The 21,901-nt window shown below is 62.3% G+C and carries 22 protein-coding genes; 17 read left to right on the top strand and 5 right to left on the bottom strand.

Going from position 1 to position 21,901, the window contains the following annotated elements; translation table 11 throughout:
* The first annotated feature begins 121 nt into the window (after positions 1 to 121).
* Both ABRA89_RS14285 and ABRA89_RS14290 read left to right on the top strand, forming a co-directional pair.
* Positions 122 to 1,003 carry a LysR family transcriptional regulator gene (locus ABRA89_RS14285; RefSeq protein WP_349942173.1) on the top strand — a complete coding sequence of 294 codons (882 nt, stop codon included), beginning with the start codon at positions 122 to 124 and terminating at the stop codon, positions 1,001 to 1,003.
* Between the two features lie 13 nt (positions 1,004 to 1,016).
* Positions 1,017 to 1,421, top strand: coding sequence for a hypothetical protein (locus tag ABRA89_RS14290; protein WP_349942174.1), 405 nt, complete (start codon positions 1,017 to 1,019; stop codon positions 1,419 to 1,421).
* 8 nt (positions 1,422 to 1,429) lie between these two features.
* Here ABRA89_RS14290 and thrS read toward each other — a convergent pair whose 3' ends face one another.
* The 3 genes from thrS to ABRA89_RS14305 all read right to left on the bottom strand — a co-directional run bounded on the left by thrS (position 1,430) and on the right by ABRA89_RS14305 (position 6,407).
* Positions 1,430 to 3,442 (bottom strand): threonine--tRNA ligase, encoded by a 2,013-nt coding sequence (gene thrS, locus ABRA89_RS14295; RefSeq protein ID WP_349942175.1) that lies wholly within the window; start codon positions 3,440 to 3,442, stop codon positions 1,430 to 1,432.
* 335 nt (positions 3,443 to 3,777) lie between these two features.
* Positions 3,778 to 5,172, bottom strand: coding sequence for an ATP-binding response regulator (locus ABRA89_RS14300; protein WP_349942176.1), 1,395 nt, complete (start codon positions 5,170 to 5,172; stop codon positions 3,778 to 3,780).
* The gene (locus tag ABRA89_RS14305) at positions 5,169 to 6,407 is read right to left on the bottom strand and encodes an FIST N-terminal domain-containing protein (protein WP_349942177.1); all 1,239 of its coding nucleotides are present in this window, start codon (positions 6,405 to 6,407) and stop codon (positions 5,169 to 5,171) included. The genes ABRA89_RS14300 and ABRA89_RS14305 overlap by 4 nt, the downstream gene beginning before the upstream one ends.
* A 382-nt stretch (positions 6,408 to 6,789) precedes the next feature.
* On the opposite strand from ABRA89_RS14305, the gene ABRA89_RS14310 reads away from it, so the two are divergent.
* The 13 genes from ABRA89_RS14310 to ABRA89_RS14370 all read left to right on the top strand — a co-directional run bounded on the left by ABRA89_RS14310 (position 6,790) and on the right by ABRA89_RS14370 (position 18,374).
* Complete coding sequence (locus tag ABRA89_RS14310) at positions 6,790 to 7,707, top strand: ABC transporter permease subunit (RefSeq protein ID WP_349942178.1); 918 nt, start codon at positions 6,790 to 6,792, stop codon at positions 7,705 to 7,707.
* Positions 7,708 to 7,713: 6 nt separating this feature from the next.
* Positions 7,714 to 9,171: a high-affinity branched-chain amino acid ABC transporter permease LivM gene (gene livM / locus ABRA89_RS14315; RefSeq protein ID WP_349942179.1), complete on the top strand. Its 1,458-nt coding sequence runs from the start codon at positions 7,714 to 7,716 to the stop codon at positions 9,169 to 9,171.
* 2 nt (positions 9,172 to 9,173) lie between these two features.
* Positions 9,174 to 10,178, top strand: coding sequence for an ABC transporter ATP-binding protein (locus ABRA89_RS14320; RefSeq protein ID WP_349942180.1), 1,005 nt, complete (start codon positions 9,174 to 9,176; stop codon positions 10,176 to 10,178).
* Positions 10,175 to 10,927 (top strand): ABC transporter ATP-binding protein, encoded by a 753-nt coding sequence (locus tag ABRA89_RS14325; protein ID WP_349942181.1) that lies wholly within the window; start codon positions 10,175 to 10,177, stop codon positions 10,925 to 10,927. The genes ABRA89_RS14320 and ABRA89_RS14325 overlap by 4 nt, the downstream gene beginning before the upstream one ends.
* On the top strand, positions 10,927 to 11,274 hold the full coding sequence (locus ABRA89_RS14330; RefSeq protein ID WP_349942182.1) for a DUF6867 family protein: 348 nt from the start codon (positions 10,927 to 10,929) through the stop codon (positions 11,272 to 11,274). Before ABRA89_RS14325 ends, ABRA89_RS14330 begins: the two co-directional genes overlap by 1 nt.
* A 166-nt stretch (positions 11,275 to 11,440) precedes the next feature.
* Positions 11,441 to 12,667: a branched-chain amino acid ABC transporter substrate-binding protein gene (locus ABRA89_RS14335; protein ID WP_349942183.1), complete on the top strand. Its 1,227-nt coding sequence runs from the start codon at positions 11,441 to 11,443 to the stop codon at positions 12,665 to 12,667.
* A 252-nt stretch (positions 12,668 to 12,919) separates the two neighbouring features.
* Complete coding sequence (locus ABRA89_RS14340) at positions 12,920 to 13,780, top strand: D-amino-acid transaminase (RefSeq protein ID WP_349942184.1); 861 nt, start codon at positions 12,920 to 12,922, stop codon at positions 13,778 to 13,780.
* A gap of 84 nt (positions 13,781 to 13,864) precedes the next feature.
* A complete protein-coding gene (locus tag ABRA89_RS14345) occupies positions 13,865 to 14,413 on the top strand; it encodes a biotin transporter BioY (RefSeq protein WP_349942185.1) in 549 nt (182 codons plus the stop codon).
* Between the two features lie 15 nt (positions 14,414 to 14,428).
* Positions 14,429 to 15,103: an energy-coupling factor ABC transporter ATP-binding protein gene (locus ABRA89_RS14350; RefSeq protein WP_349942186.1), complete on the top strand. Its 675-nt coding sequence runs from the start codon at positions 14,429 to 14,431 to the stop codon at positions 15,101 to 15,103.
* Positions 15,100 to 15,690, top strand: a complete 591-nt coding sequence (locus ABRA89_RS14355) for an energy-coupling factor transporter transmembrane component T family protein (RefSeq protein ID WP_349942187.1) — start codon at positions 15,100 to 15,102, stop codon at positions 15,688 to 15,690. The genes ABRA89_RS14350 and ABRA89_RS14355 overlap by 4 nt, the downstream gene beginning before the upstream one ends.
* Positions 15,691 to 15,819: 129 nt before the next feature.
* Positions 15,820 to 16,818, top strand: a complete 999-nt coding sequence (locus ABRA89_RS14360) for an ABC transporter substrate-binding protein (protein ID WP_349942188.1) — start codon at positions 15,820 to 15,822, stop codon at positions 16,816 to 16,818.
* Positions 16,808 to 17,614, top strand: coding sequence for an ABC transporter permease (locus tag ABRA89_RS14365; protein WP_349942189.1), 807 nt, complete (start codon positions 16,808 to 16,810; stop codon positions 17,612 to 17,614). The genes ABRA89_RS14360 and ABRA89_RS14365 overlap by 11 nt, the downstream gene beginning before the upstream one ends.
* A 1-nt stretch (position 17,615) precedes the next feature.
* Entirely contained in the window at positions 17,616 to 18,374 is a 759-nt protein-coding gene (locus tag ABRA89_RS14370) for an ABC transporter ATP-binding protein (protein WP_349942190.1), read from the top strand.
* 81 nt (positions 18,375 to 18,455) lie between these two features.
* Here the strand turns inward: ABRA89_RS14370 and ABRA89_RS14375 are convergent, their stop codons facing one another.
* A complete protein-coding gene (locus ABRA89_RS14375; RefSeq protein WP_349942191.1) occupies positions 18,456 to 18,782 on the bottom strand; it encodes a DUF1236 domain-containing protein in 327 nt (108 codons plus the stop codon).
* A 219-nt stretch (positions 18,783 to 19,001) separates the two neighbouring features.
* Between ABRA89_RS14375 and glpK the strand changes: the two genes are divergently transcribed.
* Complete coding sequence (gene glpK / locus ABRA89_RS14380; RefSeq protein WP_349942192.1) at positions 19,002 to 20,489, top strand: glycerol kinase GlpK; 1,488 nt, start codon at positions 19,002 to 19,004, stop codon at positions 20,487 to 20,489.
* Positions 20,490 to 20,813: 324 nt separating this feature from the next.
* Positions 20,814 to 21,065 (top strand): ribosome modulation factor, encoded by a 252-nt coding sequence (locus ABRA89_RS14385; RefSeq protein ID WP_349942193.1) that lies wholly within the window; start codon positions 20,814 to 20,816, stop codon positions 21,063 to 21,065.
* A 9-nt stretch (positions 21,066 to 21,074) separates the two neighbouring features.
* Here ABRA89_RS14385 and xth read toward each other — a convergent pair whose 3' ends face one another.
* On the bottom strand, positions 21,075 to 21,878 hold the full coding sequence (xth, locus tag ABRA89_RS14390; protein WP_349942194.1) for an exodeoxyribonuclease III: 804 nt from the start codon (positions 21,876 to 21,878) through the stop codon (positions 21,075 to 21,077).
* Positions 21,879 to 21,901 lie beyond the last annotated feature (23 nt).

Consider the following 21,901-nt stretch of genomic DNA (forward strand, 5'->3'; position numbering starts at 1 on the left):
GATCCTCCTCAGATTTCTGCGTTGCCCCGTAGTGGCGCACAATTTCGTCCAAACCAATCCCTTGAAACGCCAATCCGTTGTGCGAAAAGTATAGTCCATCCACTGCCGACGGGGCTCATCAATGAACTGGGACGATGCGCGGATTTTTCTCGCCGTCGCGCGAGCAGGCCAGATACTCGGCGCAGCACGTCGGCTCGAACTCAACCATGCGACGGTCGGGCGACGCCTCTCGGCGCTGGAGGCCGATATCGGCGCACAGCTCCTGCATCGCCGGCCGAATGGCTGCGAGCTGACGGCTCAGGGTCGTACCTTCCTCACCCAAGCCGAACGCATGGAAGCGGCGACGATCTCCGCCCGCGCCGAGATCGGTCAAGCCGATGTCAGTCTTTCCGGAACGGTGCGTATCGGCGCACCCGATGGCTTCGGTACCAGCTTTCTCGCCCCGCGCCTCTGGCGTCTGGCCGAACGCCATCCGAACCTGACGATTCAGCTCGTGCCGGTCCCCCGCGCCTTTTCGATCTCGCGGCGCGAGGCCGATATCGCGATCACGGTGGAACGGCCCGAGCACGGGCGTCTGGTGGCGGGAAAGCTTACGGACTACTCCCTCGGCTTCTACGCGGCCCGATCCTATCTCGATCGGCACGGGGAACCCGAAAAGCTGGAAGATCTCGCCTCCCACCGTCTCGTCGGCGCAGTCGAGGACCTCCTCTACTCACCACGCCTCTCCTACTTCGCCGATCTTCTTCCCGAATGGCCATCACGCTTCGAGGTGTCTTCGGCCATGGGGCAGCTGGAGGCGGTTTCGGCCGGTGCGGGCATCGGCATCCTACATTGCTTTACCGCGGAGAAACGCAGCGAACTCGTCCGTCTGCTCCCGGCAGAACACATCGACCGCGCTTATTGGCTGGTGTTCCATGAAAGCGTCCGCGACGTTGCCCGGATCGCCGCCGTCGCCGAATTCATCCGCGAGACGGTAGAAGCGGAGAAAGCGCTTTTCGGATGAGGGTCATGCGCACATGAACAGGCGCCTCGCACTGGCGAACCTCTTCCTCTTTGCAGCCAGCGGAATTGCGCTGGTCTGGGTCCGATTATCGGATCTGGTGTCCTGGAAACGTGCCATCACGAACTGCGCGAAATCGCTCGCGATCGACAATTCAAGCTTCTGGCTTCTCGGCGCCTCCGGACCCGAGCTGTTCCCGCTGCTCGGCCTGTTCTCATCCGAGCGAATACACGCGATGATCCTCGCGGCGAGTGTCGTTCTGTTCCTCGCCCTGCCGCTTCTCGGATATGCGATTCTGAGATCGTACGCAGCCGATCGAGGCTATGACTGGATCGAAGCGCCGAGCGTCTTCGTGCTTCGCGCCTATGACGTCCCTGCCGAAGGACCATGCGAGCGGACCGCCGATGATCCGCCCGCATAATTTCAGCGTCAGGCTTGAGTCTCGAACGCCTTGTCCATGGCCTTGCGCTTCAGATCGGGCGGCATGGCCTCTGCCGCCAGCGTCTGGACCGCCTCTTCGAGACCCATCGCCGTCTGGTCCTTCGAGCCGAGACGGCGGATGTTCACCGCCCGCTCCTCGGCCTCGCGCTTGCCGCAGACGATGATGACCGGCACCTTGGCTAGCGAGTGCTCGCGGACCTTATAGTTGATCTTCTCGTTGCGCAGATCGGTCTCCACCTTCAGCCCGGCGGCGCGCAGGATCTCCGTCACCTCGCGGGCGTAGTCGTCGGCTTCCGAGGTGATCGTCGCGACCACCGCCTGCTGCGGCGCAAACCAGAGCGGCATGTGGCCGGCGAAGTTTTCGAGAAGGATGCCGAGGAAGCGCTCCATCGAGCCGCAGATGGCGCGGTGGATCATCACCGGGCGCTTCTTCTCGGAGTTCTCGTCGATATAGAAGGCCCCGAAGCGCTCCGGCAGGTTGAAGTCCACCTGCGTCGTGCCGCACTGCCATTCGCGGCCGATCGCATCGCGCAGGGTATATTCGAACTTCGGCCCGTAGAACGCGCCCTCGCCTTCCAGGATGCCGGTTTTGATCTTGCCGCCGGACTTAGCCTCGATCTCCTTCAGAACATCGCCCATGATTTTCTCGGCATGGTCCCAGTTCTCGTCCGAGCCGACGCGCTTTTCCGGCCGGGTGGAGAGCTTTACCACGATCTCCTCGAAGCCGAAATCGGCATAGATCGAAAGGATGAGATCGTTGATCCGCATGCATTCGGCGGCCAGCTGCTCTTCCGTGCAGAAGACGTGCGCGTCGTCCTGCGTGAAGCCTCTGACGCGCATCAGGCCGTGCAGCGCGCCGGACGGTTCATAGCGATGCACATTGCCGAACTCGGCATAACGGATCGGCAGCTCGCGATAGCTTTTGAGGCCGTGCTTGAAGATCTGCACATGGCCGGGGCAGTTCATCGGCTTGATCGCGAAGACGCGGTGATCGGCTTCCTCGTCGTCCGGATGGGTGAAGGCGTGAGCCGACTTCACCGCGAACATGTTCTCCTGATACCAGCCCCAGTGGCCGGAGGTCTCCCAGAGCGCCTTGTCGAGGATCTGCGGCGCATTCACCTCCTCATAAGTGCCGTCGAGCCGGCGGCGCATGTAGGAAACAAGCGACTGGAACATGCGCCAGCCCTTGGAATGCCAGAAGACGACGCCCGGCCCTTCCTCCTGGAAGTGGAAGAGATCCATCTCGCGGCCGAGCTTGCGATGGTCGCGCTTTTCGGCCTCTTCCAGCATGGTGAGGTAATTCTTCAGCTGTTCCTTGGAAGCCCAAGCCGTGCCATAGATGCGGCTCAGCATCGGCCGCGTGGAATCCCCGCGCCAATAGGCCCCGGCCGTCTTCATCAGCTTGAAGGCATCGCCGATCTGGCCCGTGGAAGCCATATGCGGCCCGCGGCAGAGATCGAACCACTCGCCCTGTTTGTAGATCTTGAGGTCCTGATCCTCGGGAATCGCATCGACCAGTTCGACCTTGAAGCCCTCGCCCTTCTTTTCGAAGACGTCCTTTGCTTCGTTGCGCGACCAGACCTCCTTGGTGAAAGGCTTGTTGCGCTGGATGATCTCGCTCATCTTCTTTTCGATGACCGGCAGATCCTCCGGCGTGAACGGCGACTCGCGGTGGAAATCGTAGTAAAAGCCGTTCTCGATCACCGGCCCGATCGTCACTTGCGTCCCCGGCCAGAGCTCCTGCACGGCCTCGGCCAGCACATGGGCGCAATCGTGCCGGATGAGCTCGAGCGCGCGTGGATCATCCCGTGTCAGGATTTCGAGCGCGCCGGCGCTTCCCACCGGGTCGGCAAGATCGCGCACCTCGCCGTCGAGCGCATAGGCGACGGCCTTCTTGCCCAGAGATTTGGAAATGCCCGACGCGATCTCCGCGCCGCTCGTCTCGGGCGCGTACTGCTTGATCGAACCATCGGGAAAGGTAAGGGAAACGGCTTCCGCCATCGGTCTGCTCCTGAAGTTTCCAGTCCCGCCTACGAGCGCGGGTGGGGTGAGTTGAGGCGCACGGCTGTTTCGGTGCGCGGGGCCGATATATGCGGAAGTCGCGACAGGCTCAAGCGAAAGACGGAGGACTGCAGGGCAACGTATTCAGATGGCGGCAGATGACGGGTTGCCTCGAAGAGGTCCGCCATAAACCTTTCAGTCGCCAAACCGCCTGTTGCGAAATCTACTGGCCACAGTCTTTCCATTCCAAAGCCGCAGCGCACCACCCAATGAAAACACCACAGATGCATGATGCGGCGTTCGTGTAAGATATTTGAATGAACATACAGGCCGCTTCACGCCGTCATGTGAGCGAGCAGGGCGCGAAGCTCGGCGGGCCTCACCGGCTTTCGGATCAGTTCGCAGCCGCTGGCCTGGATCTGCTCTTCGGTCTCTGTGGCATAGTCCGCCGTTAGAACGCAGGCCGGCACGCTTCGCCCGAGCGTCGAGCGAACCGCTTCGACGACATCGATGCCGAGCTGTCCCTTGTCGAGCCAGTAATCGGCGATGACGACGTCCGGATAGAACTTTTCCTGCGACAGGATCGCCTGCGCCTCGCTGATGCCGCTGGCCGTGCGCACTGAGCAGGACCAGCGCTCAAGCAGCGCAACGGTCGCTTCCATCACCGCCTTCTCGTTCTCGACGAGAAGCACCTTGGAAAAGGCGAGGCCGATGCCTGAGGCCTGAACACGTGGCGAGGCCGGTTTGTCCTGCCGGTGCTGGACCGGCGCCAGCGGCATCGTGACGGAGAAGACCGTTCCCCGCTTCTCGCGGGAACGAAAGGTGAGATGATGGCCAAGCGCAGCCGCCGTCCGTTTGACGATCGACAGGCCGAGACCGAGGCCTGGCCGCGCGGTTGAACTCTGCGGTCCGAGCCGGCCGCGATGGAATTCCTCGAAGATCTTCTCGTACTGATCGGCCGCAATCCCGTGGCCCGTATCGACGACATCGATCCGCACCGAATCCCCACGTCGCCGCGCGCCGATCAACACGCCGCCCTTGTCGGTGTAACGGATCGCATTGGAAAGGAGATTGGCCAGCAGCCGGCGCAGCAGAGCGGCGTCGGAGAGGCCGATCAGATCGCTGCCGACAGCGCGCAAGGAGAGAGCCTTTTCCCGCGAGAGCGGCTGAAATTCGGCGGCAAGCCTCGTACAGAGATCGCCGACGGCGATCTCGCCGATATCCGGCTCGAGCACGCCCGCATCGAGCCGCGCGATTTCGAGAACGCTGCCGATGAGGTCTTCCATCGTGTCGAGGGCACGGTCGACGGCCGTCGCGAAGCGCTCGCCCTCCGGATTGAGTCCGGAGCCCTGGACGGCGAAGAGCGAGAGCCGGGCCGCGTTGAGCGGCTGCAGAATGTCGTGGCTGGCGGCCGCCAGGAATTTCGACTTGGACTGATTCGCGTTGACGGCCGCTTCGCGCGCGGCGAGATTCTTGCGGTTCGTTTCCTCCAGCGTCTTCAGCGCCTCGGATAGTTCCTCTTCCCGCCGCCGAACCTGGGTTTCGCGCTGGATCGCGGCCTCGAACAGGGAATAGGCGTTGGCCTGGTTGTCGGTGACCTGCTCGATCCGCCGCAGCAGAGCGAGATTGATACGCTTCAAACGGCGGATTTCCTCCTTTTCCGGGGAGCCGGTATCGGGCTTTTCGTCCGCCGAAATCGTCCCCAGCGTGCCGAGAATGATTTCGTTCATGCCAACACACCGACAAAGGCGCGGTCGTCGGATGCAGTCGTCTTATGCGTCGTTTCCGCTGGAGCGCCGAACGCGATGCCCGTCAGCGTCTGGTTGAGGTGCATGGACGAGAACTGCTCGCCATAGGTCGTGAAGCCGATGACGTTGTGATTGTCGAAGACCTCGGCGACGCGCCGCGACAGCTGGCGCTCCTCGGCTTCGATCCGGCGCAGGATGCAGTCGAAACCGAGCGCGAGATCGATGCCGCCGAGCTCCCCGGCGATCCGGTCGAACTCGCCGCGCATCGAATCGATCATGTCGTTCGCCTCGGCGATGGTGAGCACGACGCCCTCCTCGATCGCGCAGAAGAAGGAGAGCCCATCCGGCTCCATGCGGCGGATCGACCGACAATAATGCTCACCGCCGACTCGCACCGTGAGCGGATGGGCGGCGAAGGAGAAGGGCGTCAGGCTCTGGGGGTCGAGACCGAGGACGCTCGCATATTCCGTCGCAGCATCGATACCGTTGAGTTCGGTGACGAGCCGCTTTTCCGGATCGCAGCCGGTCACGACGAGACGGACATCGGTGGGTCTGTAGTGATCGGACTTGAAGACCGCGAACGGCACCTTCGTCCATATCAGGCAGACGACCGCGGCGTCGGTGTGCGCCCGGCCGTCGAGGCAGACATAGGTGTTCTCGAAGGCCAGCCCGTCGCCGGCGGAACCGCCGACCAGCGGAAGGTTCGGCAAGCCCCGCTGGATGGCGGCGACGACGACCTCCTCGTGATTCGAAAGCCCGTCGATCAGCGTCAACGCGAAGATCTTGCCGGTCTCGGCCTCATCCTTCCGCCGGTGAATCACATTGTTCTCAAACCGCTCGTAGAGCTCGCCCGCGACGGTCGTCCCCTGCTCCAGTCCGCCCGACGAGATGGCCGGCACCAGCTCCGCGAGAACCTCGAACTCGGCAGACGAGAAGAAAACGAAGATAATGCAGCCATCGACATAGCCGAAGGGACCGACACCACCGGCCGTCGATGCGCAGACTTGGGTGGGAACCTCGATCTCGCGCTTGAGGCGACGCGCCAGTTCGCCGGCATCGAATCCGCGATCGAAGAGCGCAACCATGAGCGTGAATTCGCCGCTAACGGCGATGGATCGGGCGGTCTCGCACGCGCCCTCGATATCCGAGCCGGCATAGACCACCGTCTCGATGCCGCGTGTCGAACGCCTGCCAACGGCCGGATCGGCCAGCTCCATCGTCTCCCTCCCTCGGCCGCGCGTCTCTAGTCAGGGCCTTGGTCTGTCTCCCAGCTTAGACCTATTCGAATGGTGGCCAGCTCACAAGTTTCGCTGGCAAGACGTCAATAGCTTCAAGAGCGCTATCGACGCAGGCAAACTCGACACCGATCCGTCACTGAAAGTGACTGATCCCGTAGTGAATTTCTGAACGCCGCCTGTGAGTGAACCGGAGATCTGAGAAGTTGGCACTTGCCAGCGCGGTGATGCTATGGAATGCATCACCTCCACAAACTGCCTTGAAATCTTTCAGGGCAGCCCCTTACCGGACGCAGCGCTTCCTGACCGAACAACACAAGCTGCCGATCCGAAATCAAAGCACGCTGTAACAAGACGGGCGCGAATGGAATATTTTCTGCAGCAGCTGATCAACGGGATCACGCTGGGATCGATCTACGGGCTGATCGCCATCGGATACACGATGGTCTACGGCATCATCGGCATGATCAACTTCGCCCATGGCGAAATCTTCATGATTGGCGCGTTCATCGCGCTCACGACATTTTTGGCGCTCGCCGCCCTCGGCATCACCTTCCTGCCGCTGGTGCTTCTCATCATCCTCGCGGTCGCGATGTTCTTCACCGCGGTCTGGGGCTGGACGATCGAGCGCGTGGCCTATCGCCCCTTGCGCGGCTCCTTCCGCCTCGCGCCGCTGATCACCGCGATCGGCATGTCGATCTTCCTGCAGAACTTCGTCCAGGTGACCCAGGGCGCGCGCGTCAAGCCGCTACCACCGCAGATCCAGGGCGGCATTACGCTGATGGACGGGCCTGGCGGCATCGTCGTCCAGCTCTCCTACATGCAGATCATCATCATCGTGACGACCATCGTGTTGATGACGGCCTTCTCGCTGGTCATCAGCAAGACCTCGCTCGGTCGCCAGCAGCGCGCCTGTGAGCAGGACCGCAAGATGGCCGCGCTTTTGGGCGTCAACGTCGACCGCACGATTTCTCTAACCTTCGTGATGGGCGCCGCACTCGCGGCCGTCGCGGGTCTGATGTACCTGCTCTATTATGGTGTGATCGACTTCTACATCGGCTTCATCGCCGGCGTGAAAGCCTTCACCGCTGCCGTTCTCGGCGGCATCGGCTCGCTTCCCGGCGCGATGCTCGGCGGACTTGCGATCGGTCTCATCGAGACCTTCTGGTCGGGCTATTTCTCGGTGGAGTACAAGGACGTCGCGGCCTTCTCGATCCTTGCGATCGTGCTGATCTTCCTGCCCTCCGGCCTGCTCGGCCGTCCGGAAGTCGAGAAGGTTTAAGGCATCATGGCAACCACCAATCAGCCCACCGCCTCGAACCGGCCCGAGGGCGAAGAGCTCGAAAGCGAAGCTCGCCGGGACGCCATGCAGGGCGAGCCGCCCTTCACGGAAGCCCCGACCGAGGAATCGCGCCTCGTTCGCTCTCTCAAGGAAGCCGGAATCACGGCAGCGCTCGTGGGCGCGCTTACCGTCTTCTTCTTTATCTTCCGGACCGACATCGGCAGCGGAGGCCTCGATCTCACCCTGCGGCCCGGCCTCTGGATCGTCTGGGTCGGAATCGCCTTCGGCGTCCGCTTCCTCCTGTCCTACTTCATCTTCCGCGCCGAACAGCCGATCACCCGCTACTTCAAGCGCCCGGCTTCGAGTCGCAAGCCGCTGCCGATCGGTAAGATCTTCGGAACCGCGATGCTTGTCATCGCGATCTTCCTGCCGATTCTGCTGGACACCTTCCTGCCGCGCCAGAACCGATATCTCCTCGATTTGTCGATCCTGATCCTCACCTATGTGATGCTCGGCTGGGGCCTCAACATCGTGGTCGGCCTCGCCGGCCTTCTCGATCTCGGCTATGTCGCCTTCTACGCGGTCGGCGCCTATTCCTTCGCGCTGCTATCGACGAATTTCGACCTTGGTTTCTGGGTCTGCCTGCCGATGGCCGGCCTCTTTGCCGCGCTCTGGGGTGTCATGCTCGGCTTCCCGGTATTGAGGCTGCGTGGCGACTATCTAGCCATCGTAACGCTCGCATTCGGCGAGATCATCCGCGTCGTGCTTTTGAACTGGTACGAATTCACCGGCGGTCCGAATGGCCTTCTCGGCATCCCGAAGCCCACACTGTTCGGCCTCGAATTCTCGCGCGGCGACGACGGCTTCGCGGCCTATTTCGGCATCGACTACGATCCGATCCAGCGCTTCGTCTTCCTCTACTACATCATCCTGGCGCTTGCGCTGCTCACCAACTTCGTGACCATGCGCATGCGGAAGCTTCCCGTAGGCCGCGCCTGGGAAGCCCTGCGTGAAGACGAAATCGCCTGCCGCGCGCTCGGCATCAACACCGTGAATGTCAAGCTTTCGGCCTTTGCCACCGGCGCGATGTTCGGCGGTTTCGCCGGCTCCTTCTTCGCGACGCGTCAGGGTTTCATCTCGCCGGAAAGCTTCACCTTCATCGAGTCGGCGATCATCCTCGCCATCGTGGTTCTCGGCGGCCTCGGCTCGCAGCTCGGCGTGGTCATCGCCTCTGTGGTGATGATCGGCGGTATTGAGCTCCTGCGTAATCTCACCGTGCTCGAAGCGGTGTTTGGCGCCGGCTTCGACCCGACCCAGTACCGCATGCTGATCTTCGGTCTCGCAATGGTGGCCATCATGGTCTGGAAGCCGCGAGGTCTCATATCGACCCGCGTTCCGTCGGTGTTCTATAAGGAGAAGAAGAAGATCGGGGCCGATCTCGTCAGCCAGGGCGAGGGTCACTGATCATGTCCAACACCATGCACGACAAGCAAGACACGCCTGCAGCCCATGGCCGGTGGACCGAGGACCCGGTCCTGACGGTCGAGCATCTGACCATGCGCTTTGGCGGGCTCGTCGCGATCGACGATCTCTCCTTCAGCGTTGGCCGCGGCGATATCACTGCGCTCATCGGCCCGAACGGCGCAGGCAAGACGACTGTCTTCAACTGCGTTACCGGCTTCTACAAACCGACCGAAGGCCGGATCGTGCTTCGGCGCGGCAAGAAGCCCAGCGATGCTTCGATCACCGAACTGACGAAGAGCGGCCTGCAATACAGCCGCAACGGCGAGGACGGTATCTACCTTCTGGAACGGATGAACGACTTCCGCATCACCGCGACGGCGGGCGTTGCGCGCACCTTCCAGAATATCCGCCTCTTCGGCGGCATGACCGTTTTGGAAAACCTGCTCGTCGCCCAGCACAACCACCTGATGCGCGCCTCGGGCTATTCGATCTCTGGCCTGCTCGGCCTGCCGAGCTGGCGACGCGAAGCGAACCGGGCCAAGGACAAGGCCGTCGCCTGGCTCGACCGTATCTCTCTGCTCGACCGCGCCGACGATCCGGCCGCCGATCTCTCTTACGGCGACCAGCGCCGGCTGGAAATCGCGCGCGCCATGTGCACCAATCCGCGCCTTCTGTGCCTCGACGAGCCGGCAGCCGGCCTCAACCCACGCGAGTCGGCCGAGCTCAACGATCTCCTGCGCTCGATCCGCGATCGGGACGGTGTCTCGGTCCTGCTCATCGAGCACGACATGGGCGTCGTCATGGAAATCTCCGACCACATCGTCGTACTCGACTACGGCAAGAAGATCGCCGACGGCGATTCACGCGCCGTCCGTGACGATCCGAAGGTGATCGCCGCCTATCTCGGCGTCGATGACGAGGAAGTCTACGAGGTGGAGGAGGATCTCCACCGTTCAGACCCGCAAAAGGCAGCCACCGAAACCATGTCCGACGGAGGCCAGGCATGAGCGCGGCGATCGATTCACACGAAAATCGCGAACTCCTCCTGTCGATCCGCGGCGTCGAGACGTTCTACGGCAAGATCCAGGCCCTGCGCGGCGTCGATGTCGACGTCTATCGCGGCGAGATCGTCACGCTGATCGGCGCGAACGGGGCCGGCAAGTCGACTCTGATGATGACCATCTGCGGTTCGCCCCAGGCCAGGAACGGCCAGATCGTCTATCGCGGAGACGACATCACCAAGCTGCCGACCCACGATATCATGTCGCGTTCGATCGCCCAGTCGCCGGAAGGTCGTCGCATCTTCTCGCGCATGACGGTGATGGAAAACCTGCAGATGGGCGCGATCCTGGAAGATCCGAAGGATTTCCAGTCCGATCTCGACAAGGTCTTCGAGCTCTTCCCGCGCCTCAAGGAACGCCGAAACCAGCGCGGCGGCACGCTATCTGGCGGCGAACAGCAGATGCTGGCCATCGGCCGCGCGCTGATGAGCCGGCCGAAGCTTCTGCTTTTGGACGAGCCATCGCTCGGCCTCGCCCCGCTCATCGTGAAACAGATCTTCGCGGCGATCGGCGAACTCAACCGGACGGAAGGCCTCACCGTGTTCCTCGTCGAGCAGAACGCTTTCCACGCCCTTCGCCTCGCCCATCGCGGCTATGTCATGGTCAATGGCTCGATCACAATGAGCGGAACCGGCAAGGAACTCCTGTCGCGCGAAGAAGTTCGTAGCGCCTATCTCGAAGGGGGAGCCCACTGATGGAAGCCGAAATGGGTCTCCTCTGGGAAGTCTCGATCTTAGAATTCATCTTCGTCACGGTCATCCTCGGCGGCGCGGCCGCCTATGCGATCGGACGCTCGACGGCGCTGGGCTGGAACGGCTGGGGGCTGATGGCCTTCTACGTGTTCCTTCTCAACATCGCGCTGCGCTTCATCCACTTCAGCCTCTTCGACGGCACGTTCTATCTGCCTCTCGATGGTTTCGGCACCGCGCTCTACTACGGTGTCATCGATTACATCGTGTTGTTCGCCATCGCGGCGGCCGGACGAAGCTATGTCCGCAACCGCCAGATGGCACGGCAATACGGCTTTCTCAAAGCCGGCTAATCATTCAAAAACCTTGGTGAATCGCCTCTTGATTCATCAAAGGCGAAAAAAGCGGCGAAACGACTAGCCAAAGCCATTCCGACCGTTTTTAATCCGCCCCAGGCATGGAACCCCATTCCTGACCACACCCCGATAAGGGGCACAACAAATCGACCAGGGAGCATTCATGAAAAAGGCACTTCTAGCCGGCGCGGCACTCGGTCTCGTCTTCACGGGCGCGGCCAAAGCTGACATCACGATCGGTGTCGCAGGCCCCATGACCGGCCAGTATGCAAGCTTCGGCGAGCAGCTTCGCGTCGGCGCCGAACAGGCTGTCGCCGACATCAACGAAGCCGGCGGCGTCAACGGCGAAATGCTACAGCTCTCCATCGGTGACGATGCTTGCGATCCGAAGCAGGCCGTGGCCGTCGCCAACAACTTCGCCTCCGAAGGCGTCCCGTTCGTCGCAGGCCACTTCTGCTCGGGCTCCTCGATCCCGGCGTCTCAGGTCTACGCCGACGAGCAGATCATCGAGATCACCCCGGCCTCGACCAACCCCGACTTCACCGACCAGCGTCCCGGCGACGGCATCTTCCGCGTCTGCGGCCGTGACGACCAGCAGGGCGAAGTCGCCGGTGCCTACATCGCCGAGAACTTCCCCGATGCCAATGTCGCGATCCTGAACGACAAGACGGCTTACGGTAAGGGCCTCGCCGACCAGACCCAGAAGTTCTACGAGGAAGCCGGCAAGACGCCAGCTCTCGTGGAAGCCTACACGGCCGGTGAAAAGGACTACACCTCGCTCGTCACCAAGATGAAGCAGGCCGGCATCGACCTTGTCTACATCGGCGGCTACCACACCGAAGCCGGCCTGATGGCACGTCAGATGCGCGAGCAGGGCATGGACACGGTCATCATGTCGGGCGACGCTCTCGTCACCGACGAATATTGGGCGATCACCGGCGACGCCGGTCAGGGCACCCTGATGACCTTCTCGCCGGACCCGCGCAACAACGAAGCGGCGAAGCCAGTCGTCGAGAAGCTCGAAGCCGAGGGCAAGACCACCGAAGGCTACGTGCTCTACACCTATGCAGCGATCCAGGCCTGGGCCGATGCCGCCAACGAAGCCGGCTCGACCGATTTCGATCCGGTCGTCGAAGCTTTGAACAACGGCGACTTCTCCACCGTGATCGGCGACCTGTCGTTCGACGACAAGGGTGACGTGACCCTGCCGGGCTACGTCATGTACGAGTGGGACAACGGCGAATACGCCGAGATGGACTCCTCCGCCACGGGCGGCGAAGCAGAAGCGACCGATGCTTCCGCTTCGGGCGACTCCATGGAGTCCGATTCCTCGACGTCCGAAGAAAGCTCCTCTACGGAAGGCGAGACCGAAGAGGCTCCCGCCAACTAATCAGATCGTCTCGGGCTGAAGTCCGACGATCGAATTCAAGGCCCCGGCGTTCGCGCGCCGGGGCTTTTTCGTGCGCCGACGGACAGCGGAACACATCCAGTTCCGCAGGCGCTGCCGCCTCATCCCGCGTGTCGACCGATCCAGATTGTTGAAAGCTCATGCTCTCCTTTCCGCAAGTCCGACCGCTTCAGATTCTCCACCAAATGCTCTAGATCGCTCGGACGCATCCCTTCGGTTATCGAAAGTCCGCCCATGTCCCGCACCGTCTACGTCAACGGCTCCTATGTCCCCGAGAATGAGGCCAAGATTTCCGTCTTCGATCGCGGCTTCCTCTTCGCCGACGGTGTCTACGAGGTAACGGCGGTGCTCTCCGGCAAGCTGGTCGATTTCGCCGGCCACATGAAGCGGCTCCGCCGTTCGTTGTCGGAACTGGCTCTCGCCTCGCCTGCGAACGACGACGAACTTCTCGCAATCCACCGCGAGCTCGTCTCCCGTAACGGAATCGAGGAGGGTCTCATCTACATGCAGATCAGCCGCGGCGTTGCCGACCGGGATTTCGCCTTTCCGCCCGAAGGCACCGAGCCGAGCCTCGTCCTCTTCACGCAGCAAAAGACCCTGCGCGAGACGACGGTCTCCAAGACAGGCATTACTGTCGCCACGGTGCCCGATCTTCGCTGGCGGCGCTGCGACATCAAGACGGTCCAGCTTCTCTATCCCTCACTCGCCAAGATGGAGGCCAAGGCGAAAGGCGCCGACGATGCCTGGATGGTCGATGAAAACGGCTTCGTGACCGAAGGCACCTCCAACAACGCCTACATCGTCAAGCAGGACGGCACCGTCATTACCCGGCATCTGTCAAACGACATCCTCCACGGCATCACCCGCGCGTCAGTCGTCGGCCTTGCCGAACAGGAAGGCTGCACCGTCGAGGTCCGTCCCTTCAGCGTCGACGAGGCGAAGGCCGCGCAAGAGGCCTTCATCACCTCCGCCTCCGCCTTTGTCATGCCGGTGGTTTCGATCGACGGGCAGACGATCGGTGCCGGCACCCCCGGCGACTTCACCCGCCGTCTGCGCGAGCGCTATATCGCCCATGCCGAAGAAACGGCGATCTGAACGGTATTATGCGCTGCATTGCGAAGATGAAGCGGCTCGGCTAGGGACCGTCGCATCGTCGATGCGACTTCCGGGCTCGTTCCAATGACCACACGCGACATCGTTCTGATCGCTCTTTTCGCCGCGCTGATGGCCGTTCTTGGCGCGTTTCCGCCGCTCACCGTGCCCGTCATTCCGGTGCCGATCACCGCCCAATCGCTCGGGCCGATGCTGGCGGGCGGGATCATTGGCGCGCGGCGCGGAGCGCTGTCGATGGCGCTGTTCCTTTTGCTTGTCGCAGTCGGCCTACCGCTTCTTTCTGGCGGGCGTGGCGGGCTGGCAGTGTTCGCAGGGCCGACGGTCGGCTACCTCTTCGGCTGGATCGCCGCGGCCTATGTCATCGGCTGGCTGACGGAGCTCAATTGGCGCACGCTCGAATTCCCGATGGCGCTGCTCATCTGCCTGGTCGGCGGCATCTTCGTCATCTACGCGATCGGCGTTCCGGCCACTGCCTTCATCGCCGATATTCCGCTCTGGACCTCACTCGTAGGCTCCGCGCCCTTCATCCCCGGCGACATCGTGAAGGCCGTCGTGGCCGCGCTCGTCATCGTCACACTGAAGCGGGCCTATCCGCTGGTCGAAGCGCGTGGCTAGCGCAAGGCAACACGGATGATCGTTCTCGACGGCGTTTCGGTCAGGCGGAACGAAACGCTCGTCCTTCACGACCTGACGCTTGAACTCGGCGAGCGGCGAATCGGCGTGATCGGCGCGAACGGCTCCGGCAAGAGCACCTTCGCGCGACTCCTGAACGGTCTCATCCTGCCCACCGCGGGCAGGATGACGGTCGACGGTCTCGATACGAAAGCCAAGACCAAGGAGGTTCGCCGCCGCGTCGGCTTCGTTTTCCAGAACCCCGACAACCAGATCGTCTATCCGACGGTCGGCGAGGATATCGCCTTCGGCCTCAAAGCGCGGAAATGGTCGAAGGCCGATATCGAAGCCCGCCTCGAAATCATCCTCGAACGCTATGGCCTGACTGGCTTGGAGGATCGCCTCGTCCACGAACTGTCCGGTGGCGAGCGGCAGATGGTGGCCTTTGCCGGGATCATGGCCCTGGAGCCCGACAGGCTCGTTCTGGACGAACCAACGACGCTTCTCGACCGCCGCAACACCAACCGGGTGATGCGCACGATCGCCGAAGTTTCACAGAAGATCATCTTCGTGACGCATGATCTTGAACGCCTCTCCGGCTTCGATCGTGTGCTTGTCTTCGAGGCCGGCCGGATCGCGTTCGACGGACCGCCAGCCGAAGCGATCCCGTTCTACATGGATCTGACGGCATGATTGCCGGCCTATACAAGCCGGGTACGAGCTTCCTTCACCGCATGAAGGCCGGGCGGAAGCTGATCGCGCTTCTCGCTTTCGGGACACTTCTCCTTTCGATTCCATCCCTCGCCATCTCAACGGCCGGTCTAGTCGTCGTGCTCGTCAGCTATCCGCTCGCCGGCTTTTCCCTCCACACGATCTTTCGGCAGCTTCGCCCGGTAGTCCTTATTCTCGCAATGCTCTTCGCGGCCCAATTATGGCTGGTTGGCCTCCAGGCCGCGCTCCTTTTCCTGACGCGCTTTTCAGCGCTGATTCTCGCCGCCGCGCTCGTGACGTTGACGACGCGCACAACCGATCTGGTCGCAGCTATCGAGACGGCGCTCCGGCCTTTCGAGCGGCTCGGCGTCAATGCCGAAAAGGTGAGCCTCGCCATATCCTTGACGATTCGCTTCATTCCGATGGTCTCTCAGGTGGTGAGCGAGGTTCGCGAGGCACAGGCAGCGCGGGGCGGACGGCGATCTATCGTCGCACTCGCCGTCCCCGTTACGGTCCGGCTGCTGAAGGCTGCGGACGCGATCGCAGAGGCGATCGACGCACGGTCGTAACAAATTCCCGACTGGACCGGGAAAAAGTCCCGTTGCCCCTAAGTCGCACTCGCGCCCTTAACGGTGCGGTTCGGATTCCTGTACGATCGAACCCAACGATTTTTCGACGATTTCGGGAGGATCGGCGATATGAAAACCTTGCTTACGACGCTCGCCGTAGCCGCCGCGCTCTTCGCCGGCATACCTGCCCAGGCGCAGGACGATAGCGGCGGACCGGCACCCATTCGCGTCGGCGTCCTCAAATACGGAACGGTGAACTGGGAACTCGCCGCGATGACCAGCGAGCGCCTCGACAAGGCGAACGGCGTCGACGTGGAGATCGTGCCCTTTGCCGGCGAGCAGGCCTCGAACGTCGCGCTTCAGGCAGGAGATGTGGACATGATCGTCTCCGACTGGCTCTGGGTCTCGCGCCAGCGTGCGACCGGCGCGGACTATACGTTCGCGCCCTACTCCACCTCCGTTGGCTCGCTGATGATTCCCGGCGACAGCGATGTGAAGGACCTGGGCGATCTGAAGGGCAAGACGATCGGCATAGCCGGCGGCCCGCTCGACAAGAACTGGCTGCTTATCCAGGCGCTCGCCGAACGCGACTACGACACCGATCTGTCCGCCGAAAACGAGATCGCCTTCGGCGCACCGCCGCTTCTTGCCGAGAAGGCGCGATCCGGCGAACTGGATGCCGTGCTCAACTTCTGGCACTACGCGGCGCGGCTCGAGGCGGAGGGTTTCAAGACCCTGACATCCGGCACGGATGCGGCAATCGCCATGGGCGCAGAGGGCCCGGTCGCCTCGATCGGCTGGGTTTTCCGCGACAGCTTCACCGAAGAACATCCAAACGCGATTGAAGCTTTTCTTGCGGCCGATCGCGCGACCAAGGATCTCCTCACCACCTCCGACGAGGCGTGGGAGCCGCTCCGCGAGCTGATGCAGCCTGAGAACGACATCGCCTATCAGACCCTCATCGAGCGCTATCGCGAAGGCATTCCCTCGCGCAGCGCCGCCGACGAAGTGAAGGACACGGAAAAGCTCTACGCCCTCCTCTACGAGATCGGCGGCGAGAAGCTCGTCGGCCCCAGTGAGACTCTGATGGAGGGCACGTACTACACCGGCCTCGGCCATGGCGATTGATGCCGAAGGCACGGCGAGCGAAGGGCGCATCTACCGTCTCGCGACGCGTGGGCTGACGCCGAAGGCGGTCACCGCGATCTCGCTCCTTGGTCTCCTCGCCATCTGGTGGGTGAGCGCGATCCTCGCCGACAGCCGCGTGCTGCCGGCCCCGCCTGCCGTCTTCGAGGCATTCTGGCGCGATGCGGCGGCGGGCGAACTCTGGTTTCACCTCGCCATGACGCTGATGCGGGTCTTCTTCGCATTCGTCGCCGCCATGGTGATCGGCTCGGCTATCGGCATCGCGCTCGGTGTCAGCCGCGAGGCGAACCGCTTCTTCGACCCATGGCTGATCCTCTTCCTCAATATCCCGGCGCTCGTCGTGATCGTGCTCGCCTATATCTGGTTTGGCCTCAACGAGGTGGCGGCGATCGGCGCGATAGCGGTGAACAAGATCCCCAACGTCGTCGTCACCATGCGCGAAGGCGCCCGCGCCCTCGATCGCGATCTAACTGAGATGGCGACGGTCTATCGCTTCGGCGCCATGAAACGCCTGCGCCATGTCGTGCTGCCCCAGCTTCAGCCCTATTTCGCCGCCGCATCGCGCTCCGGTCTCGCGCTTATTTGGAAGATCGCCCTCGTCGTCGAACTCCTCGGCCGCTCCAACGGCGTCGGGTTTCAGATCAATCTCTACTTCCAGCTTTTCGACGTCGCCGGCATCCTCGCCTACACACTCGCCTTCGTCGCGGTGATGCTGCTGATCGAACTCTGGATCGTTCAGCCGCTGGAAGCCCACGCCACCCGGTGGCGAAAGACCTGATTTGAAGCACGATCCCACTATCACAGACATCAATGAGACCGCCCGTCCCCTTGATGTCGCGATTACAGGAAAGACCTTCCGTGGTGCTGACGGCGTGGCCGTTCATGCCATCGACAACATCGCCTTCGAGGCTCCGGCCGGCTCCTTTACGACGCTGATTGGCCCGTCCGGCTGCGGCAAGACGACGGCCCTTCGAATTATCCTCGGTCTCGACGCGGATTATCGTGGCACGGTCTCCCGCCCTGATCCGGGGGGGCGGATCGCGGTCGTCTTTCAGGAGCCGCGCCTCCTGCCCTGGCGAACTGTGGAACAGAATGTGCGGCTAGCGCTCCCGGACGAACTGCGCGGTGATAATCTCGACGAGCTGTTCGATATCGTCGGCCTCACCGAAATGCGGGGCCGGTTCCCGACCGAACTCTCGTTGGGTCTTGCCCGCCGCGTCGCTCTCGCCCGCGCCTTTGCGATCCGACCGAGCCTGCTTCTTCTTGACGAGCCCTTCGTCTCACTCGACGAGATGACAGCAACCCGTCTGCGCCATCTCCTCATCGAGGTCTGGTCGGCCCGGCGAACGACGGCGCTGATGGTGACCCATAATTTGCGGGAAGCCGTGCAACTGTCGGACCGGATCGTCTTCCTCACCGAACGCCCCTCGACGGTTCGTGGTGTTCACCAGATCGAACGGCCACGCGATGCGCGCGACGCTGACTGGCGCGAGGCCGAGGTCAAGCGTATCGACGAGCAATTTTCCGGCGTGCTCTGAGACAGCGCTCGCGAATTCATTCCATGTCGCAGCAAAAAGGGCCCGCGCGGGGCCCTTTTTCCAGATCACTCGATAAAATCCTCAATCGAGAATCTGCACGATGTTGCGATTCTCATCGACCAGCACCGAATGGCCGTCGATCACCGTGTACTGGTAGGACGGAGGCGCGACGCCTTCGGGTAGTTCGTAGAGCGGAACAGGGTCCGGGAGGGCCGATCCGACGGTGACCGTCACGCCTTCCGGCGGGGCAATGGAAGCAACGCCCTGTTCGACAACATAAGTGCGGATTTCTTCGACACGCGGCTGTTCGACGACAGTGGTTTCCGTGACCGTTGTCGTAGTCGTCTGCGCCAATGCCGGTCCAGCCACGACGCCGGCGGCAAGCACTGCAACAATAAGACGTTTCATGGGATCAGCATCCTGTCTGTTTGCGATGAGACAAGAATACAGATCAGGTCGATCCGTTCCGGCGGCATGATCACGAAATGTCATTGAGTGATATAGCGATGGCGAGTCGCACACCGCTCGAAAATTCGGAAATGACATGCGCCGAACTTTGGTGCGCCGGGGGTTCGCCGAAACGATCCTCGGCGTTAAAATGGCGATCGTGGTGGAGGAGGAATCACAATGTCCGGATATGTACTTGCGATCGACCAGGGCACGACGTCGTCACGAGCGATCGTCTTCGACGACCAATTCCGGGTCGTCGGCGTCGGCCAGAAGGAATTCGCCCAGCATTTTCCGCGTTCCGGTTGGGTCGAGCACGACCCTGAAGACATCTGGAATTCCGTTCGCGACACGGTACGCAGCGCGCTGAGCGATGCCTCGCTTTCGGCGTCGGATATCGCCGCGATCGGGATCACCAACCAGCGCGAAACGGTGCTGATCTGGGATCGCACGACCGGCAAGCCGATCCACAACGCCATCGTTTGGCAGGACCGCCGCACCGCCGATATCTGCCGAAAGCTCCACGATGAAGGGGCCGAAGCGTTGATCACGGAAAAGACCGGCCTCCTGATCGATCCCTATTTCTCCGGCACGAAGATCGCCTGGATGCTGGATCACGTGGAGGGCGCACGGGCCAAGGCAGAAGCCGGCGATCTCGCCTTCGGAACGGTCGACACCTTCCTCCTCTGGCGCCTGACGGGCGGCAAAGTCCATGCGACCGACACGACGAATGCCTGCCGCACCCAACTCTTCGACATCTCTGCAAATGCCTGGGACGAAGACCTCCTGAAACTGCTGCGCGTGCCGCGCGCGATCCTGCCCGAAGTGAAGGATTGCGACGCCGATTTCGGCGTGACCGACGCCTCGCTCTTCGGCGCGGGCATCCCGGTTCGCGGCATAGCCGGCGATCAGCACGCTGCAACGCTCGGCCAGGCCTGTTTCCAGCCTGGCATGCTGAAGAGCACCTATGGCACCGGCTGTTTCGCCGTTCTCAACACAGGGTCGGAGCGCGTACCCTCTTCGAGCCGGCTTCTGACAACCGTCGCCTATCGGCTCTCCGGCCAGACGACCTATGCTCTCGAAGGCTCGATCTTCGTAGCAGGCGCTGCCGTTCAGTGGCTCCGTGACGGTCTCGGCGTTGTCGATCGTGCCGAACAGACCGGCTCCATGGCTGACGAGGCGGACGACACCCAGGATGTGATCATGGTGCCGGCCTTCACAGGCCTCGGCGCGCCGTGGTGGAACGCCGAAGCGCGCGGCGCGATCTACGGCCTGACCCGCAAGTCCGGCCCGAAGGAGATCGCGCGGGCAGCACTCGAAGCGACCTGCTTCCAGACAGCCGATCTGCTGCGCGCGATGAAGCAGGATTTTTCCGGTGCGGCAAACACGGTCCTGCGGGTCGATGGCGGCATGGTTGCCAGCGATTGGACCATGCAGCGTCTCGCCGATCTTCTTCACGCGCCTGTCGACCGGCCGGTGGTCCTCGAAACGACCGCTCTCGGGGCCGCCTGGATCGCCGGTCATGCCGCGGGCGTCTGGCCCGATCAGGCCGGTTTTGCCGAACGCTGGCGGTTGGAACGCCGGTTCGAGCCCAAGATGGCGGCTGTCGAGCGCGGCCGACGACTGGCCCTGTGGGAGAACGCAATCAAACGCACTCTCGCCGCCTGAAGTCCATTGTCGCGGAATGGCCGCCGCAAGTTCGCCTGTTCATCTTTCGCAAAGGAAAACCGCAACGGCTGAGCCAATAGTCAGCAGAGGTAATGGATTCGTGTCGAAATACTCACTGACAGAATCAATCAGGCTGCCCTGTCAATCGCTTCTGAGGGTCAGCTAAATAACAATGACTCGCTTTTCTTCAATTTTTTGCGTTCATTAGCGCCTGGGTAACCGCGTCCAGCGAAATTGTCGGCGCGGCTGCCTTGACCGAGCGGTTGCGGTAAGCGGCGGCTGTTTCGGCTCGTCGTTCTGTTGTTTGAGTACGGTGGTATCAACATGCGCGACGAAATGCAGACATTGTCGTCCGAAGCGACGATCGAGCCGGCGCGTTCGACGCTGGCCCATGCGATCGAAATGGCGAAGGCCGAACGCGTTTTCCATCAAGCTGGCCGAACCGCATTCCGGGAAGGCCGCAACGAAGGTGCCTGCCCTTATCCGGGCTCCTCGGTGCGTGCCAAGCTCTGGCTGCTGGGCTTCAACGAAGCGCGCGATGCCGAAGAGCAGAAGCTCTCCAATCGCTGGCGCTGAAGCCCCCGGTCACAGCGCGAAGCGTGCCGTCACCGGAACATGGTCGGAGGGACGCTCCCAGCCCCGGGCATCGGTGAGAACGCTCACATCGAAGAGTTTTTCGGCGAGGTCGGCCGAGCTCCAGACGTGATCGAGGCGCCGTCCGCGATTGGATGCCGCCCAGTCCTTTGCGCGGTAGCTCCACCAGGTGAAGAGCTTTTCCTCCATCGGAACGTGCTGGCGCATCAGGTCCGTCCAGCCACCCTCGGAAATCGCGGCGACAAGCCCCTCGGTCTCGACGGGGGTGTGCGAGACGATCTTCAGCATCTGCTTGTGAGACCAGACATCCATCTCGTAGGGCGCAATGTTGAGGTCACCGCATAGAAGCGCGGACACGCCTTCCTCGCCTTCGGCCCGCATCTTCCGCATTTCGTCGACGAATTGCAGCTTGTGCCGAAACTTCGGGTTGGCCTCCGGATCGGGTACGTCCCCGCCTGCCGGCACATAGAGATTGTGTACACGGATCTTCCGATCTCCAACCGCCAGCTTGACGGAGAGATGGCGGGCATCGCCCACCTCGCAGAAATCCTGCCGCACGACGTCCTCGAACGGCAGTTTCGAGAGGACGGCGACGCCGTGATAGCCCTTCTGACCGTGCAGCGCGACATGGTCGTAACCCAGCCCCTCGAAGGCCGAATGGGGGAACTGCTCGTTGGTGCACTTCGTCTCCTGCAGGCAGATGACGTCGGGCTGTTCCATCTTGAGGAACTGCACGACAATCTCGGCGCGGAGACGAACGGAGTTGATATTCCAGGTCGTAAGCGAAAAGGTCATGGAAAGCGGTTTCTTCTGAAAAC

The sequence above is a fragment of the Fulvimarina thalattae genome (assembly GCF_040239565.1).
GTDB lineage: Bacteria > Pseudomonadota > Alphaproteobacteria > Rhizobiales > Rhizobiaceae > Fulvimarina.

What these genes read in the sequence shown, in the direction of transcription:
- ABRA89_RS14350 (WP_349942186.1), top strand. Translation starts at nt 14,429, where the DNA reads ATGATCGTTCTCGACGGCGTTTCGGTCAGGCGGAACGAAACGCTCGTC.
- ABRA89_RS14340 (WP_349942184.1), top strand. Translation starts at nt 12,920, where the DNA reads ATGTCCCGCACCGTCTACGTCAACGGCTCCTATGTCCCCGAGAATGAG.
- ABRA89_RS14310 (WP_349942178.1), top strand. Translation starts at nt 6,790, where the DNA reads ATGGAATATTTTCTGCAGCAGCTGATCAACGGGATCACGCTGGGATCG.
- ABRA89_RS14365 (WP_349942189.1), top strand. Translation starts at nt 16,808, where the DNA reads ATGGCGATTGATGCCGAAGGCACGGCGAGCGAAGGGCGCATCTACCGT.
- xth (WP_349942194.1), bottom strand. Translation starts at nt 21,878, where the DNA reads ATGACCTTTTCGCTTACGACCTGGAATATCAACTCCGTTCGTCTCCGC.
- ABRA89_RS14345 (WP_349942185.1), top strand. Translation starts at nt 13,865, where the DNA reads ATGACCACACGCGACATCGTTCTGATCGCTCTTTTCGCCGCGCTGATG.
- ABRA89_RS14305 (WP_349942177.1), bottom strand. Translation starts at nt 6,407, where the DNA reads ATGGAGCTGGCCGATCCGGCCGTTGGCAGGCGTTCGACACGCGGCATC.
- ABRA89_RS14375 (WP_349942191.1), bottom strand. Translation starts at nt 18,782, where the DNA reads ATGAAACGTCTTATTGTTGCAGTGCTTGCCGCCGGCGTCGTGGCTGGA.
- glpK (WP_349942192.1), top strand. Translation starts at nt 19,002, where the DNA reads ATGTCCGGATATGTACTTGCGATCGACCAGGGCACGACGTCGTCACGA.
- ABRA89_RS14290 (WP_349942174.1), top strand. Translation starts at nt 1,017, where the DNA reads ATGAACAGGCGCCTCGCACTGGCGAACCTCTTCCTCTTTGCAGCCAGC.
- ABRA89_RS14285 (WP_349942173.1), top strand. Translation starts at nt 122, where the DNA reads ATGAACTGGGACGATGCGCGGATTTTTCTCGCCGTCGCGCGAGCAGGC.
- ABRA89_RS14385 (WP_349942193.1), top strand. Translation starts at nt 20,814, where the DNA reads ATGCGCGACGAAATGCAGACATTGTCGTCCGAAGCGACGATCGAGCCG.
- livM (WP_349942179.1), top strand. Translation starts at nt 7,714, where the DNA reads ATGGCAACCACCAATCAGCCCACCGCCTCGAACCGGCCCGAGGGCGAA.
- thrS (WP_349942175.1), bottom strand. Translation starts at nt 3,442, where the DNA reads ATGGCGGAAGCCGTTTCCCTTACCTTTCCCGATGGTTCGATCAAGCAG.
- ABRA89_RS14360 (WP_349942188.1), top strand. Translation starts at nt 15,820, where the DNA reads ATGAAAACCTTGCTTACGACGCTCGCCGTAGCCGCCGCGCTCTTCGCC.
- ABRA89_RS14355 (WP_349942187.1), top strand. Translation starts at nt 15,100, where the DNA reads ATGATTGCCGGCCTATACAAGCCGGGTACGAGCTTCCTTCACCGCATG.
- ABRA89_RS14325 (WP_349942181.1), top strand. Translation starts at nt 10,175, where the DNA reads ATGAGCGCGGCGATCGATTCACACGAAAATCGCGAACTCCTCCTGTCG.
- ABRA89_RS14300 (WP_349942176.1), bottom strand. Translation starts at nt 5,172, where the DNA reads ATGAACGAAATCATTCTCGGCACGCTGGGGACGATTTCGGCGGACGAA.
- ABRA89_RS14335 (WP_349942183.1), top strand. Translation starts at nt 11,441, where the DNA reads ATGAAAAAGGCACTTCTAGCCGGCGCGGCACTCGGTCTCGTCTTCACG.
- ABRA89_RS14320 (WP_349942180.1), top strand. Translation starts at nt 9,174, where the DNA reads ATGTCCAACACCATGCACGACAAGCAAGACACGCCTGCAGCCCATGGC.
- ABRA89_RS14330 (WP_349942182.1), top strand. Translation starts at nt 10,927, where the DNA reads ATGGAAGCCGAAATGGGTCTCCTCTGGGAAGTCTCGATCTTAGAATTC.